This window comes from Staphylococcus sp. 17KM0847, from assembly GCF_013463155.1.
Lineage (GTDB): Bacteria > Bacillota > Bacilli > Staphylococcales > Staphylococcaceae > Staphylococcus.
This window is the reverse complement of sequence record NZ_CP040781.1, coordinates 154,161-167,313: the sequence shown is the minus strand read 5'-3', so window position 1 is coordinate 167,313 and position 13,153 is coordinate 154,161. Positions and strand designations below refer to the sequence as shown.

The following is a 13,153-nucleotide window of genomic DNA, read 5'->3' as shown; positions in this document are numbered from 1 at the left end:
TAATATTCCTCCATTTTTTAATGTTTAATTTATTAATTATTCAGCGTTTTCTTCTTTGTTTTCACCAACAGCTTTAACCGCATAAGCGAAGTTGCGAATTGGTGCTTGTAATACTGAAAGAAGCATTGATACAAGACCGTCGTGTGATGGTAAAGAACCAACTGTTTTAACTTCTTCAGCTGTGATAACGCTACCTTCCATTACACCTGTCTTAATTTCTAAAGCTTCATGTTCTTTAGCGAATCCAGCAATGACTTTAGCTGGTGCAACGACATCTTCAGTTGTGAAAGCAACTGCAGTCGGTCCAGTGAAAAATTCATCTAAACCTTCGATACCTGCTTGTTCAGCAGCACGACGTAACATTGTGTTTTTGTAAACTTTATACTGAACACCAGCTTCACGTAATTGTTTACGTAATTCTGTAACTTCAGCTACTGTTAAACCACGATAGTCGACAACTACTGTTGAAACAGAACTTTTAAGTTGTTCAGCGATGACGTCAACTTGTTGTTTTTTCGCTTCAATGATTGCAGACATTTAGACACCTCCATAGATAAGTTTTATGCTTTTAATTATCCAAGATGTCTCTCGAATAAAAAAAGCACTTTTTACCCAGAGCAAAAAGTGCTTGAATGTTTTCACGTTCAAGTCAATTTAGCCTCGGTAGGATATAATTTAAGTGTATGAACACTCCTACTGTCTTAGGTAAAATATTCAACAAAAATAAATATAACGGTTTTAACACAATTAGTCAACCATTATTTCACTATTTAAGATAAAGCGTAAAATAACCAATGATTATTTTACGCTCAATTTTAATTATAACTTAAAGCTTGCAGTATCAACTTTAATACCAGGACCCATTGTCGTTGTTACGGCAACAGATTTAAAATAAGTACCTTTTGCTGATGCTGGTTTTGCTTTTGTTAATACATCTAATAATGTTTTAAAGTTATCTACTAATTTATCTGTATCAAAAGATACTTTACCGATAGAAGCATGTACAATACCTGCTTTTTCAGCGCGATATTCTACTTTACCTGCTTTAATCTCTTCAACAGCTTTTGTAACATCCATAGTTACTGTTCCTGTTTTAGGGTTTGGCATTAAGCCTTTAGGTCCTAATACACGACCTAATTTACCAACTTCACCCATCATGTCAGGTGTTGCAACAACTACGTCAAAGTCAAACCAACCTTGTTGGATTTTATTAACATATTCAGCATCACCTACATAATCAGCGCCTGCTGCTTCTGCTTCTGCAATTTTATCGCCTTTAGCAAAAACTAATACACGTTGTGATTTACCTGTACCATGTGGTAATACAACTGCACCACGGATTTGTTGGTCATTTTTACGTGTATCGATTCCTAAACGGAATGCTACTTCAACTGAAGCATCGAAGTTAGCAATAGATGTTTCTTTAGCTAATTTAATCGCTTCTTCTACTGCATAGAAAGCTTGGCGATCAACTTTGCTAAGTGCTTCTTGATACTTTTTACCTTTTTTAGCCATTAATATTGTCCTCCTTTAGTGGTTTTATCGGAATGTCCTCCCACGTTCACTTGCCATAATAGCAAGTTGAGCGCAGATAGTCCCATGCGTTTTTCTCACGCCATGTTTGATGTCATCTCATACAACAAAGCGGTTCTACCTGCGTTCACTACAAATTTATTATTTCATTCGTTTTTTAGTTTAAATCGATATTACTCAACAACAATACCCATGCTACGTGCAGTACCTTCAACGATACGCATAGCCGCTTCTTCGTCAGCAGCGTTTAAGTCAGGCATTTTAGTGTTAGCAATCTCACGTACTTGATCTTTCGTTACAGTAGCAACTTTTGTTTTATTCGGTTCACCAGAACCTTTTTCTACGCCAGCTGCTTTTTTAAGTAATACAGCTGCAGGTGGTGTTTTTGTAATAAATGTAAATGAGCGATCCTCATACACATAAATTTCAACTGGAATAATTAAACCTGCTTGTTCTTGCGTACGTGCATTAAATTCCTTTGTGAAAGCCATAATGTTCACACCGGCTTGACCTAATGCAGGACCAACTGGTGGTGCTGGGTTTGCTTTACCTGCTGGAATTTGTAACTTAACTACTTTTTCAACTTTTTTAGCCACGATGTGCACCTCCTTGATATCGTGATGTGGTCACAGGGCTCATTTTTGCCCTCCCACTCTTAACATTTCGTGACGAAATGTAGCGCTATAAATGCGCGACTTCGCTATTATAACATTTAGCATCCTATATTACAATATAAATTTCGTTTCTTTTTATACTTTTACAATTTTTCGATTTGATCAAACTCTACTTCAACCGGTGTTTCACGACCAAACATATCTACTAGTACCGTTAACTTAAATTTATCCGCTTCGATACTTTCAATCTCACCCACTTGATTAGCAAATGGGCCAGATGTAATACGTACTTGTTCACCAAGATCTACTTCAACATCAATTGTTTTTTCTTTCATACCCATCTGTTTCAAGATAAATCGTGCTTCTTCTGGCAATAATGGGTTAGGTTTAGAACCTGCACCTGCTGAACCTACAAATCCAGTGACCCCCGGTGTATTGCGCACAACGTACCATGACTCATCTGTCATAACAAGCTCCACTAATACATAGCCAGGAAAAGTCTTTTTCATTGATTTTTTTGCTTTACCATCTTTCACTTGTGTTTCTTCCTCTTCAGGAATGACAACACGAAAGATTTGTTCAGTCATATTCATAGACTCAACACGCTTCTCCAAATTCTTTTTAACTTTATTCTCATAACCAGAGTAGGTATGAACTGCATACCAATGTTTACCACCTAACTCTTCAGACATGCTGACATCTCCTCATCTACTATTTTATCATTTCAATTATTTGACCAATACCAATATCCAAACCGTAGAAAAAAAGCAGGAAGAATACTACTGTAAATACTACGATTGTTGTATATTTAACAAGCTCCGGACCCGTTGGCCAGCTTGTTTTTTCCATTTCTGACTTAACACCTTGGAAGAAACTTTCTTTTTTAGCCATAATCGCTCTTACCTCCAATTATTTGGACTCTTTATGAAGTGTGTGTGTCTGGCATGACGTACAAAATTTTTTTAATGCAAGTCTATCTGTTTTACTGCTAGACTTTGACACATGATAATTACGACAGCCACATTTCTCACAACTCAGTGGTACTTTTTTCACTTTATCTCACCTTAATCCTATAATACCAATTAACTATACATAAGATGGTATTCAATTGTCAATCGACATTACTATGCAATGCAGCTTTAAGTTTGCGTCTCACACGATAGATTGTATTATAAATTTTTTTGTTACTTAGATTAAGCTTTAGTGCAATTTCATTAGGTTTCCATTCTTGAGCAATATAAGTACAAACTTGTTGTTCAATGGGTGTCATTGTGTGAATCGCTTGCTGGTAAACTTCTAACAACCCATCCATCATTAACACATTCTCAAGGATATTACCATGTATCTGTTGTTGATATTCTATCTGAGCTTCAAGTGACCGCCTATATAATTCAAATATACGTTGACGTTTGATCTTTCTACGTCGATAATCTATTTTTCGCCGATAAATCGTCCTATTGATATAGTGCTCAACAGGAATATGTTCATGCCAATGTACTGACGTTAGCTTTTGAAAGAGTGCTAACATCGTTTCTTGTACCAGATCTTCTCGCTCATATTCTTGAATACTGTAATCACTAAAACTTTGCATTGCACATCGTCTTGCATATGACAATTGCAATTCTAATATTGGTAATACATTATTGGAGGATGCTAAAGCGTTAACAGAACGTATCGGTTTTGCCTTATCAATCATAAAACCGCCTCACCTTGTTATAGAATACTTTTCAAGATTAATCATTTTCTATAACAAAAAGCAACTTAGTGTTTATCAGTTATTTCTTCTTACCACGTCTTATTTTTTCAAACTCCGTTAATACTTCTTTCGATAGCGTAATGCGTGTCCGTGGCTTTTGAGCTTCAAATGTAGAAATCGACTTAGATACGGCCGTTTTATTCTCATTGAGATGACGCCACATTTCACGAGACGATATACGAAAAGCACCTGTACCAAATATAGCATGTTGCTCGCTCATATCACTTGTGACCACTGTAATGTGCGTTGTATGTTTATTATAAATGTTATAAACATAACGTTCGATAAAGCTATCTGCCGTTTCTCCTTCTTTAGTAAAAACTACATGAACACCATGATAAATTGTTTCAGATTGAGGTGTACCTTGCTCATATGCATCGAATACACAAATAATTGTCCCTTTAACTAAGGCATTATAATTCGCAATTTCAATTAATAACTTTTCACGCGCTTCCTCTAAACTTTCTTTAGCCAAGCGCATTAAATCTGGTGACTGCCCTATCATGTTATAGCCATCAATGATTACATAATAATCTTTCATAGATTACTTGTCACCACCAATGGGCTGGCGCTTTCTTAACACTTCATACATCATTAAACTTGCTGCTACAGAAGCGTTTAAACTATTCACATGGCCAACCATCGGAATTTTTATATAAAAATCGCATTTTTCTTTAACTCGGCGACTCATACCTTGTCCTTCACTACCAATAACGATAGCAAGTGGCATATCAACTTGCATATGACGATAGTCGGTTGCATTATTCGCTTCTGTTCCAGCCACCCAATACCCTTGATCTTTTAATGTATCTATTGTTTGTGATAAATTCGTTACGCGTATTACAGGCACGTGCTGAATGGCTCCTGTTGAAGCTTTTGCCACTGTTTGGGTTAATGCTACTGATCGACGCTTAGGAATAATGACACCATCAACACCTGTTGCATCTGCCGTACGTAAAATCGACCCTAAATTGTGTGGATCCTCTAAACCATCAAGAATAAGAACTGTTGATAACCCTTCTTTTTGTGCTTGTTGCGTTATGAAGTTTTCCAATGTTTCATAATTGTAAGGTGCAATATATGCTGCTACACCTTGGTGAGGCGCTGTTGAAATTTGATCTAATTTTGATTTGGGTACAGTTTGAATAACAAGTTTTAAAGCTTTAGCTGATTTTAAAATATCGTCAATATGTTGTTTTCTTATACCCTCTTGGATGAGCACTTTATTTACTGCGTGCCCACTGCTAATCGCCTCACGAACTGCATGACGTCCTACAATAACTTCTGATTCCACGTATTAACACCTCTTTTCTACATTTATAACAATTTGTTCTAATAATGACGCTAACCGCTCTTCTTGCTGATCTAAATATAGAAAACCTATAATGGCTTCTAGCCCTGAACTTTTACGATATGTTTGAATATCTGTATTTTTAGCTTTGGTATAACTTTTAGCATTGCGACCACGTTTAATAATAGCTTGTTCTTCCTCTGTAAACCAACCTTCTGCTAATAACAACTCCAGCGTCTGAGCTTGACTTTTAGCAGAAACGAACCGTTTGGCTTCTTGATGCAAACGGTTCGGTTTACTTTGATACTTTAAAATAATATATTTACGTACATATTGATCCAGTACGCCATCCCCCATATACGCCAGTGATAGAGGATTAAGCAACTTAAAGTTCATATTTTTATCCACGTTTGAAACGCACACCTTGAGGCGTATCTTCGAGTATAATATTTTGAGCTTTAAGTTGGTCGCGGATTTCATCTGCACGTGCAAAATTTTTGTTTTTGCGCGCTTCATTACGTTCTTCAATTAATGCTTCAATATCTGCATCTAAAAGTTCTGTGTCTACTTTAGACTGTAATGGCACTCCCAGAACTTCACTAAAGATATGAAATACTTCTTTAATACGTGCAATAACTGTTTGGGCTGTATTGTTTTCACGTAAATACTTATTGCTTAACTTTGCTAAATCATACCATGCTGTGATCGCATTAGCTGTATTAAAGTCATCATCCATCACTTTTTCAAATTGCATTAATATCGCTTCCGTTTGGTCTATATATTGCTGATCTACAACTAAATTTGTCGCAAGTGGTTCACGCTCTACCAATGCTTGATAACTATTTCTAATACGCGATAATCCACTACGCGCTGCATCCACTAATTCTAAATTATAGTTAATCGGACTGCGATAATGCACACTAATCATGAAGAAACGTAACACATCTGGATCTATCTCTTTAATAATATCGTGAACTAAAATAAAATTGCCAAGTGATTTACTCATTTTCTCGTTATCAATATTAATAAATCCATTATGCATCCAATAATTTGCAAACGGTGCATGATTATGACATTCCGATTGAGCAATTTCATTTTCATGATGTGGAAATTGTAAGTCACTACCTCCTGCATGAATATCTATGGTCGGCCCAAGTTTTTGAAACGCCATTACAGAGCATTCGATATGCCAGCCCGGGCGTCCTTCACCAAAAGGACTCTCCCAACTGATCTCACCCGGCTTAGCTTTTTTCCATAGCGTAAAGTCCAAGGCATCTTCTTTATGTTCACCTTGCTCAATACGTGCTCCAACTTTTAAGTCGTCTAATGATTGATGACTTAACTTGCCATAGCTTTCAAATTGACGTGTTCTGAAATAAACATCGCCTCCACTTTCATACGCATAACCTTCATCCACCAACTTCTTAATAAAAGTAATAATATCATCCATATGATCCATAACGCGTGGATTCGATGTTGCGGGTTTTACATTCAATGCCCCTGTATCTTCGTGGAACGCTTGGATATAGCGATCAGCAATTTCTGGAACTGTCTCTCCTAACTCCTGTGAACGCTTGATCAATTTATCATCTACATCTGTAAAGTTTGACACATAGTCTACTTCATAACCTTTATATTCTAAATAACGTCGCACAACGTCATAATTAATTGCTGGACGTGCATTGCCAATATGAATGTAATTGTAAACCGTAGGACCACACACATACATTTTAACTTTTCCAGGCTCTATCGGCTGAAATACTTCTTTTTGGCGCGTCAATGTATTATATAATGTAATCATCTTTAATCTCTCCGTTTTTTGTTTGTTCGAGTTGCTTCTCAAGCTGTTTAATTTGTTCATAAATAGGATCAGGTAAGTTTAAGTGATCGAATGTTTTTCCAATTCGCTTGCCATCCTGCTTTACAATACGTCCTGGTATACCCACTACTGTTGTATAACTAGGAACATCTCTTAAAACAACTGAATTGGCTCCAATATTAACATTGGAATGAACCTTAATATTTCCGAGAACTTTCGATCCTGCTGCAATAAGTACATTGTCTCCAATATCTGGATGACGTTTACCTTTTTCTTTGCCTGTTCCTCCTAAGGTCACACCTTGATAAATTGTCACATTATCACCAATTGTACACGTTTCTCCAATAACGACACCCATACCATGATCTATGAATAAACGCCTCCCAATTTTGGCACCAGGATGTATCTCAATCCCCGTAAAGAAACGTGACACTTGTGAAATCATACGTGCTAATATATAGCGCTTTTTTTTATAGAGTTTATGTGCAATCAAATGACTCCATACAGCATGTAACCCTGCATAAGTAGTAATGACTTCAAAAGATGAACGTGCAGCAGGGTCTTGCTCAAACACCATTTTCACATCATCCATCATACGTCTTAACATTGGCTTCCCCCTCTTTCCTCCATACTCAACTTCTAACTCCAATATTCCATTTAAAAATAGCACCTCTAACGTCATGTCAGAGATGCTATCGCACGGTTCCACTCTCATTAGTATATGTCCTTATAGTTTGGATCACATACTCACTCATTGGTATATTTTATTGTTATCCTAAAGGTGCATTCGACTAATCACATGATGTACTCACAGCTCCGTACACTCTCTGAAACATGCTCATAGCTTACTAATCCTTTATTCAAAATTCACTTTAATAGTAGTCGATTTAGAATCTAATATCAAGTTAAATTATCTTCAAGTTACAATAATTTTTGGATGCGTTGCAACACTTTTTCTTTACCTAATACTTCCATGGTATTTGGCAATTCTGGACCATGCATTTGCCCTGTAACTGCTACACGAATCGGCATAAATAACTGTTTCCCTTTTATACCAGTTTCTTTTTGTACAGCTTTAATTTCTTTTTTGATTTCAGTGGATTCAAAGGTTGCTAAAGCCTCTAACTTACCATATAAGACGCGCATCAATTCCGGCACTTGCTCGCCATTTAACACTTCTTGCGATGCTTCATCTAACGCTTTCTCATCTCGGAAAAACAGCTCAGATAACGGAACAATCTCCCCAGCATAACTCATTTGTTCTTGATATAATGCCACAAGTTTACGTCCCCAATCAAGTTCTGCTTCTGAAGGAGATTCTGGTAACAAACCTGCTTTAATCATATGTGGCAACGTCATTTCAAATACTGTCTCAGCATCTTTCTCTTTCATGTACTGGTTATTAATCCATTCAAGTTTTTGTTTATCAAAAAATGCAGGAGACTTAGATAAACGCTGTTCTGTAAAGATATCAATAAATTCTTGTTTTGAAAAAATTTCTTCTTCGCCTTCTGGTGACCAACCAAGTAGTGCAATAAAATTAAATAAGGCTTCAGGCAAGTAACCTAAATCACGATATTGCTCAATAAACTGTAAAATTTGTCCATCACGTTTACTTAATTTTTTACGCTGTTCATTTACAATTAATGTCATATGTGCAAAACGTGGCGGTTCCCAGCCAAATGTTTCATATATCATCAATTGTTTTGGTGTATTCGAAATATGATCATCGCCTCGAATGACATCTGTAATCTCCATATAATGATCATCTACTGCAACAGCAAAGTTGTATGTTGGAACACCATCTTTTTTAACGATAACCCAGTCACCAAAGTTATCAGATTCGAATGACACTTCACCTTTTACCATATCATCAAATTGATATGTACGATTTTGAGGTACACGGAAACGGATAGAAGGTTGGCGTCCTTCCGCTTCAAATTGTGCACGTTCCTCTTCTGTTAAATGTGCATGCTTTCCACCATATCTAGGCATTTCACCACGTGCAATCTGTTCTTGACGCTCTGCTTCTAACTCTTCTTCTGTCATATAGCACTTATACGCTTTATCCTCTGCTAATAATTGGTCGATCAGCGGTTGGTAAATATGACCACGCTCTGATTGTCTATATGGTCCATAACCTTTGTCTTTATCAACAGACTCATCCCAATCTAAACCAAGCCATTGTAAATTATCAAATTGTGATGATTCACCATCTGCTAAATTACGCTTCGAATCAGTGTCTTCAATACGGATTACAAAATCACCATCATAATGTTTCGCAAATAAATAGTTAAATAATGCTGTACGTGCATTACCGATATGCAGATATCCTGTTGGGCTTGGTGCATATCTTACTCTTACTCGTTCACTCATATCGTTCACTCCTGTTTTTATCATCAATTGTTATATTATAGCATGCTCCGTAAACCTATGCATACGTGTCCTGTTTATTTTGAAATTACAGATACAATCGCCTGTGCTGCAATACCTTCTTGACGACCTGTAAAGCCTAGTTTTTCACTCGTTGTTGCTTTGACATTCACCCATGAAACATCAATATCAAAAAGTGCTGCAATAACTTGACGCATTGCATCAATATGCGGACGAAACTTTGGACGTTCAGCAATAATTGTAGCATCTACATTATGAATAACATAGCCTATATCTTTCACTTGCTGATATGCTTCTTTTAGTAAAATTTTAGAATCTGCATCTTTAAATTGTTCATCTGTGTCTGGAAACAACTTCCCAATATCACCAAGGGCGCAAGCCCCTAGCATTGCGTCTGTAATTGCGTGCAATAACACGTCTGCATCACTATGCCCTTTTAATCCATATGTATGTGGCACTTCAATACCTCCAATAATTAGAGGGCGTTGTGCATCAAACGCATGAACATCATATCCTAAACCCACTCTATACATATCCAACCTCTCTCCTTTTCGTTAATATTGCTTTTGCATTTGTTAAATCTTCTTCTGTTGTTACCTTAATGTTGTCATAGTCACCTTCAACCATAAAAACTGCATATCCTGCATATTCCAGTAGTGACGCATCGTCTGTTCCAACAATGCCTTCATGACTTGCACACTTATATGCAGACTTTAACTTTGCATATTGTGCGCCTTGCGGTGTCTGTACTTGCCATAAATAACGGCGCTCTAATGTTTGAGAAACAAAATGATTTTCCACCATTTTTATAGTGTCTTTTGCTTGTACACCAACAACTGCAGCACCATACTCATCGATAGCCTCAGATAATTTATGTATTGTTTCATGTGTAACAAATGGGCGTGCACCATCATGCACCAATACAATATCATTGTCTGCGATATCGAGTGTTTGTATAACTTTATGGATACTTTCCTGACGCTCTTTACCTCCATCTATCATTGCTTTTACTTTATCAAATCGATCAAGTAAAGTCGTCAAAACGTCTCTTTCATTAGGTTGGATAGCAAGATAAATACCTTTACATGCATCATCTTGTTGGAAAATTCCGATTGTATGCTCAATGATTGTCAGCCCCGCTAACTCAATGAGTAACTTATTATATGAACGTCCCATACGTGTACCTTTACCTGCTGCCGGAATAATTACATAATAGTCTTTCATCTATTCATTCACCTTTTTCGCAAAGATTATTCGTCCCGATGCCGATTGTAAAATGCTCAGCACTTCAATGTTTACAACATCGTTAATATGATGTTTCGCCTCTTCAACAACAACCATTGTACCATCATCTAAATACCCCACACCTTGTCCTCGCTCTTTTCCTGCCTTTGTTATCATCAAGTTAAATCGATCACCTTGATATACTTCTGGACGTAATGTTGCTGACAAATCATTCACATTTAGTACCTTAATTTGCTGAATCATACATACTTTATTCAAATTATAATCCGTTGTAATCACATCGGCAGAGTATTGTTGTGCTAACTTCACAACTAAGTCATCAATATTTTCATGGCTAACTTGCGGGGATATGATACGTGTAGGATATTGTGAGTGGTGAATTGCATTTAAGATTTCGAGACCACGTCGTCCTTTGTCGCGTTTGACGCTATCATTTGCATCTGCAACTATTTGAAGTTCATTAATGACACCTTGAGGAATTAAAATATCACCATCGATAAATCCTGATTCCATTACTTTTAAAATACGCCCATCAATAATTGCACTCGTATCCATAATTTTAGGCTTTGCTACACGTACATCTACGGACATTGAACGTGCCATATTTTCTGGAAGGAACCGCAGCATTTCATCCCTTTTTTTCAAGCCGAACTGAAATCCTAAATAACTCAGCAATAATGTGACAATGATAGGCACGATACGATTAATAAATGTTGTACCGATAAACTCTAAGATAAACGCAATCATCACAGAAATAAGCAGACCCATAAGCAAACCAACTGTTGCGAAAATAACTTCAACTGCACTATAACTTAAAATAAATTGCTCCAACGCTTTAACTGCAATTGTCACACGTCCAATCGACCATCCAAATACTAGAAAAAAGCATAGAACACCTATAATAGATGCAACATAGCCATTTTCTAAAAAAATAGGGTGACGCATATTAAAATCATGGAGTATTTCAGGGACTAAGAAATAACCAAGCACACTTCCAATAATGATATACGCTGTCGTTACAAGTAGTTTCACAAAGTCCATCTCTTTCATCCCCTCTACACTTTTAATGCATATTTCAATGCCTCATGTACAGAAGTTACACCGACTACTTCAATCCCTTCTGGAAACGACCATCCCCCTATATTCGTTTGCGGAATAATTACACGTTTGAATCCTAATTTTGCTGCTTCTTGCACACGTTGCTCAATACGTGATACCCGACGTACCTCACCTGTTAAACCGACCTCACCAATAAAACAATCTAAACCATCCACCGCACGATCTTTGAAACTCGTTGCCGTTGCAATAATAATGCCCAAATCAACAGCAGGCTCTGTCAATCTCACACCACCAGCTACTTTAATATAAGCGTCCTGTTGTTGTAACAAATAGCCTTCTTTTTTCTCTAAAACAGCCATTAATAAACTCAAACGATTATGATCAATGCCCGTTGCCATACGTCGAGGATTATTAAATGTCGTTGGTGTAACCAGTGCTTGTACTTCAATAAGTAGTGGGCGCGTCCCTTCCATTGTTGCAACTATTGTGGATCCCGGTACATTAGACGAACGCTCCTCTAAAAACATTTCCGATGGATTCATAACACTTTGTAGACCTGACTGTTTCATTTCAAAAATACCCATTTCATGTGTCGAACCAAAGCGGTTTTTCACTGCACGTAAAATACGATAAGCATGATGCTCATCCCCTTCAAAATAAAGTACTGTATCTACCATATGTTCAAGCAAGCGTGGACCAGCAATTTGACCTTCTTTAGTCACATGACCAACAATAAATGTCGCAATATTCATTTGTTTAGCAATATGCATCAAACTTTGTGTACTCTCTCGAACTTGAGACACCGATCCTGGTGCAGAACTGATTTCCGGATGAAAAATCGTTTGAATCGAATCTACTACAATAAGCTCCGGCTCAACTTTTTTGACCGCTTCGTGAATCACTTCTAAATTCGTTTCAGCAAAAACATTCAAAGCACTCGCATCTTCTTCCAGACGATCCGCACGTAGCTTCGTTTGATTTAATGATTCCTCTCCTGTGATATATAAAACTTTACGTGTTTTTGATAGTGCAGCACACATTTGAAGTAACAATGTTGACTTTCCAATACCCGGATCACCACCAATAAGTACAAGTGAACCCTCTACAATGCCACCACCTAATACACGATTCAGTTCTCGACTTTCTGTTAAAATACGTGGCGTCTGCTCATGTTTAATATCGTCTAACTTCTGGACTTTAGTGTTTGTTGTCGTTTGAGCACGAACACCGTGTCTTGCGCTCGATGACTTTTGCTCAATCGTTTCATCCATACTATTCCAAGCGCCACAATTTGGACATTTTCCCATCCATTTCGGTGTCTGATAACCACAAGCTGTACATTCAAATGTCACCTTCTTTTTGGCCAATGTTATGCACCTCCATCTCTTAATATATCAAATCCATTTTATACTGGTGAACCGTTCTTGACAAATATTGAATGA

17 protein-coding genes and 1 other annotated feature are annotated in these 13,153 nt (G+C 37.1%); all 17 genes read right to left on the bottom strand.

Annotated features, from left to right (window positions below):
• Positions 1-36 precede the first annotated feature (36 nt).
• Complete coding sequence (rplJ, locus tag FGL66_RS00840) at positions 37-537, bottom strand: 50S ribosomal protein L10 (protein ID WP_180809734.1); 501 nt, start codon at positions 535-537, stop codon at positions 37-39.
• A gap of 49 nt (positions 538-586) precedes the next feature.
• Positions 587-724 (bottom strand) — a sequence feature (ribosomal protein L10 leader region).
• Between the two features lie 95 nt (positions 725-819).
• On the bottom strand, positions 820-1,515 hold the full coding sequence (gene rplA, locus FGL66_RS00835) for a 50S ribosomal protein L1 (protein ID WP_180809733.1): 696 nt from the start codon (positions 1,513-1,515) through the stop codon (positions 820-822).
• 191 nt (positions 1,516-1,706) lie between these two features.
• The gene (gene rplK / locus FGL66_RS00830; protein WP_180809732.1) at positions 1,707-2,129 is read right to left on the bottom strand and encodes a 50S ribosomal protein L11; all 423 of its coding nucleotides are present in this window, start codon (positions 2,127-2,129) and stop codon (positions 1,707-1,709) included.
• Positions 2,130-2,290: 161 nt separating this feature from the next.
• Positions 2,291-2,839 carry a transcription termination/antitermination protein NusG gene (nusG, locus tag FGL66_RS00825; protein ID WP_180809731.1) on the bottom strand — a complete coding sequence of 183 codons (549 nt, stop codon included), beginning with the start codon at positions 2,837-2,839 and terminating at the stop codon, positions 2,291-2,293.
• Positions 2,840-2,858: 19 nt separating this feature from the next.
• Positions 2,859-3,038, bottom strand: coding sequence for a preprotein translocase subunit SecE (secE, locus tag FGL66_RS00820; RefSeq protein WP_180809730.1), 180 nt, complete (start codon positions 3,036-3,038; stop codon positions 2,859-2,861).
• An 18-nt stretch (positions 3,039-3,056) separates the two neighbouring features.
• The gene (gene rpmG / locus FGL66_RS00815) at positions 3,057-3,200 is read right to left on the bottom strand and encodes a 50S ribosomal protein L33 (protein WP_180809729.1); all 144 of its coding nucleotides are present in this window, start codon (positions 3,198-3,200) and stop codon (positions 3,057-3,059) included.
• Between the two features lie 58 nt (positions 3,201-3,258).
• Positions 3,259-3,843, bottom strand: coding sequence for a sigma-70 family RNA polymerase sigma factor (locus FGL66_RS00810; RefSeq protein ID WP_180809728.1), 585 nt, complete (start codon positions 3,841-3,843; stop codon positions 3,259-3,261).
• A gap of 79 nt (positions 3,844-3,922) precedes the next feature.
• Positions 3,923-4,444 carry an NYN domain-containing protein gene (locus FGL66_RS00805; protein ID WP_180809727.1) on the bottom strand — a complete coding sequence of 174 codons (522 nt, stop codon included), beginning with the start codon at positions 4,442-4,444 and terminating at the stop codon, positions 3,923-3,925.
• A gap of 3 nt (positions 4,445-4,447) precedes the next feature.
• Positions 4,448-5,197 carry a 23S rRNA (guanosine(2251)-2'-O)-methyltransferase RlmB gene (gene rlmB, locus FGL66_RS00800; protein WP_180809726.1) on the bottom strand — a complete coding sequence of 250 codons (750 nt, stop codon included), beginning with the start codon at positions 5,195-5,197 and terminating at the stop codon, positions 4,448-4,450.
• A 3-nt stretch (positions 5,198-5,200) separates the two neighbouring features.
• Positions 5,201-5,590, bottom strand: a complete 390-nt coding sequence (locus FGL66_RS00795) for a Mini-ribonuclease 3 (protein WP_180809725.1) — start codon at positions 5,588-5,590, stop codon at positions 5,201-5,203.
• A 4-nt stretch (positions 5,591-5,594) separates the two neighbouring features.
• Positions 5,595-6,995 (bottom strand): cysteine--tRNA ligase, encoded by a 1,401-nt coding sequence (gene cysS / locus FGL66_RS00790; protein ID WP_180809724.1) that lies wholly within the window; start codon positions 6,993-6,995, stop codon positions 5,595-5,597.
• The gene (gene cysE / locus FGL66_RS00785; RefSeq protein WP_180810439.1) at positions 6,979-7,620 is read right to left on the bottom strand and encodes a serine O-acetyltransferase; all 642 of its coding nucleotides are present in this window, start codon (positions 7,618-7,620) and stop codon (positions 6,979-6,981) included. Before cysE ends, cysS begins: the two co-directional genes overlap by 17 nt.
• Positions 7,621-7,934: 314 nt before the next feature.
• A complete protein-coding gene (gene gltX / locus FGL66_RS00780; protein WP_180809723.1) occupies positions 7,935-9,389 on the bottom strand; it encodes a glutamate--tRNA ligase in 1,455 nt (484 codons plus the stop codon).
• A gap of 74 nt (positions 9,390-9,463) precedes the next feature.
• On the bottom strand, positions 9,464-9,940 hold the full coding sequence (ispF, locus tag FGL66_RS00775; protein ID WP_180809722.1) for a 2-C-methyl-D-erythritol 2,4-cyclodiphosphate synthase: 477 nt from the start codon (positions 9,938-9,940) through the stop codon (positions 9,464-9,466).
• Complete coding sequence (gene ispD / locus FGL66_RS00770) at positions 9,933-10,631, bottom strand: 2-C-methyl-D-erythritol 4-phosphate cytidylyltransferase (RefSeq protein ID WP_180809721.1); 699 nt, start codon at positions 10,629-10,631, stop codon at positions 9,933-9,935. The genes ispF and ispD overlap by 8 nt, the downstream gene beginning before the upstream one ends.
• Positions 10,632-11,693: a PIN/TRAM domain-containing protein gene (locus FGL66_RS00765; RefSeq protein ID WP_180809720.1), complete on the bottom strand. Its 1,062-nt coding sequence runs from the start codon at positions 11,691-11,693 to the stop codon at positions 10,632-10,634.
• 14 nt (positions 11,694-11,707) lie between these two features.
• Positions 11,708-13,078: a DNA repair protein RadA gene (gene radA, locus FGL66_RS00760; RefSeq protein ID WP_180809719.1), complete on the bottom strand. Its 1,371-nt coding sequence runs from the start codon at positions 13,076-13,078 to the stop codon at positions 11,708-11,710.
• Positions 13,079-13,153 lie beyond the last annotated feature (75 nt).

Excerpts from the sequence above, each read along its gene's own strand:
- ispD (WP_180809721.1), bottom strand. The coding sequence starts at position 10,631 with ATGAAAGACTATTATGTAATTATTCCGGCAGCAGGTAAAGGTACACGT.
- cysS (WP_180809724.1), bottom strand. The coding sequence starts at position 6,995 with ATGATTACATTATATAATACATTGACGCGCCAAAAAGAAGTATTTCAG.
- rplJ (WP_180809734.1), bottom strand. The coding sequence starts at position 537 with ATGTCTGCAATCATTGAAGCGAAAAAACAACAAGTTGACGTCATCGCT.
- FGL66_RS00805 (WP_180809727.1), bottom strand. The coding sequence starts at position 4,444 with ATGAAAGATTATTATGTAATCATTGATGGCTATAACATGATAGGGCAG.
- rplA (WP_180809733.1), bottom strand. The coding sequence starts at position 1,515 with ATGGCTAAAAAAGGTAAAAAGTATCAAGAAGCACTTAGCAAAGTTGAT.
- FGL66_RS00765 (WP_180809720.1), bottom strand. The coding sequence starts at position 11,693 with ATGGACTTTGTGAAACTACTTGTAACGACAGCGTATATCATTATTGGA.
- secE (WP_180809730.1), bottom strand. The coding sequence starts at position 3,038 with ATGGCTAAAAAAGAAAGTTTCTTCCAAGGTGTTAAGTCAGAAATGGAA.
- nusG (WP_180809731.1), bottom strand. The coding sequence starts at position 2,839 with ATGTCTGAAGAGTTAGGTGGTAAACATTGGTATGCAGTTCATACCTAC.
- cysE (WP_180810439.1), bottom strand. The coding sequence starts at position 7,620 with ATGTTAAGACGTATGATGGATGATGTGAAAATGGTGTTTGAGCAAGAC.
- FGL66_RS00810 (WP_180809728.1), bottom strand. The coding sequence starts at position 3,843 with ATGATTGATAAGGCAAAACCGATACGTTCTGTTAACGCTTTAGCATCC.
- ispF (WP_180809722.1), bottom strand. The coding sequence starts at position 9,940 with ATGTATAGAGTGGGTTTAGGATATGATGTTCATGCGTTTGATGCACAA.
- FGL66_RS00795 (WP_180809725.1), bottom strand. The coding sequence starts at position 5,590 with ATGAACTTTAAGTTGCTTAATCCTCTATCACTGGCGTATATGGGGGAT.
- gltX (WP_180809723.1), bottom strand. The coding sequence starts at position 9,389 with ATGAGTGAACGAGTAAGAGTAAGATATGCACCAAGCCCAACAGGATAT.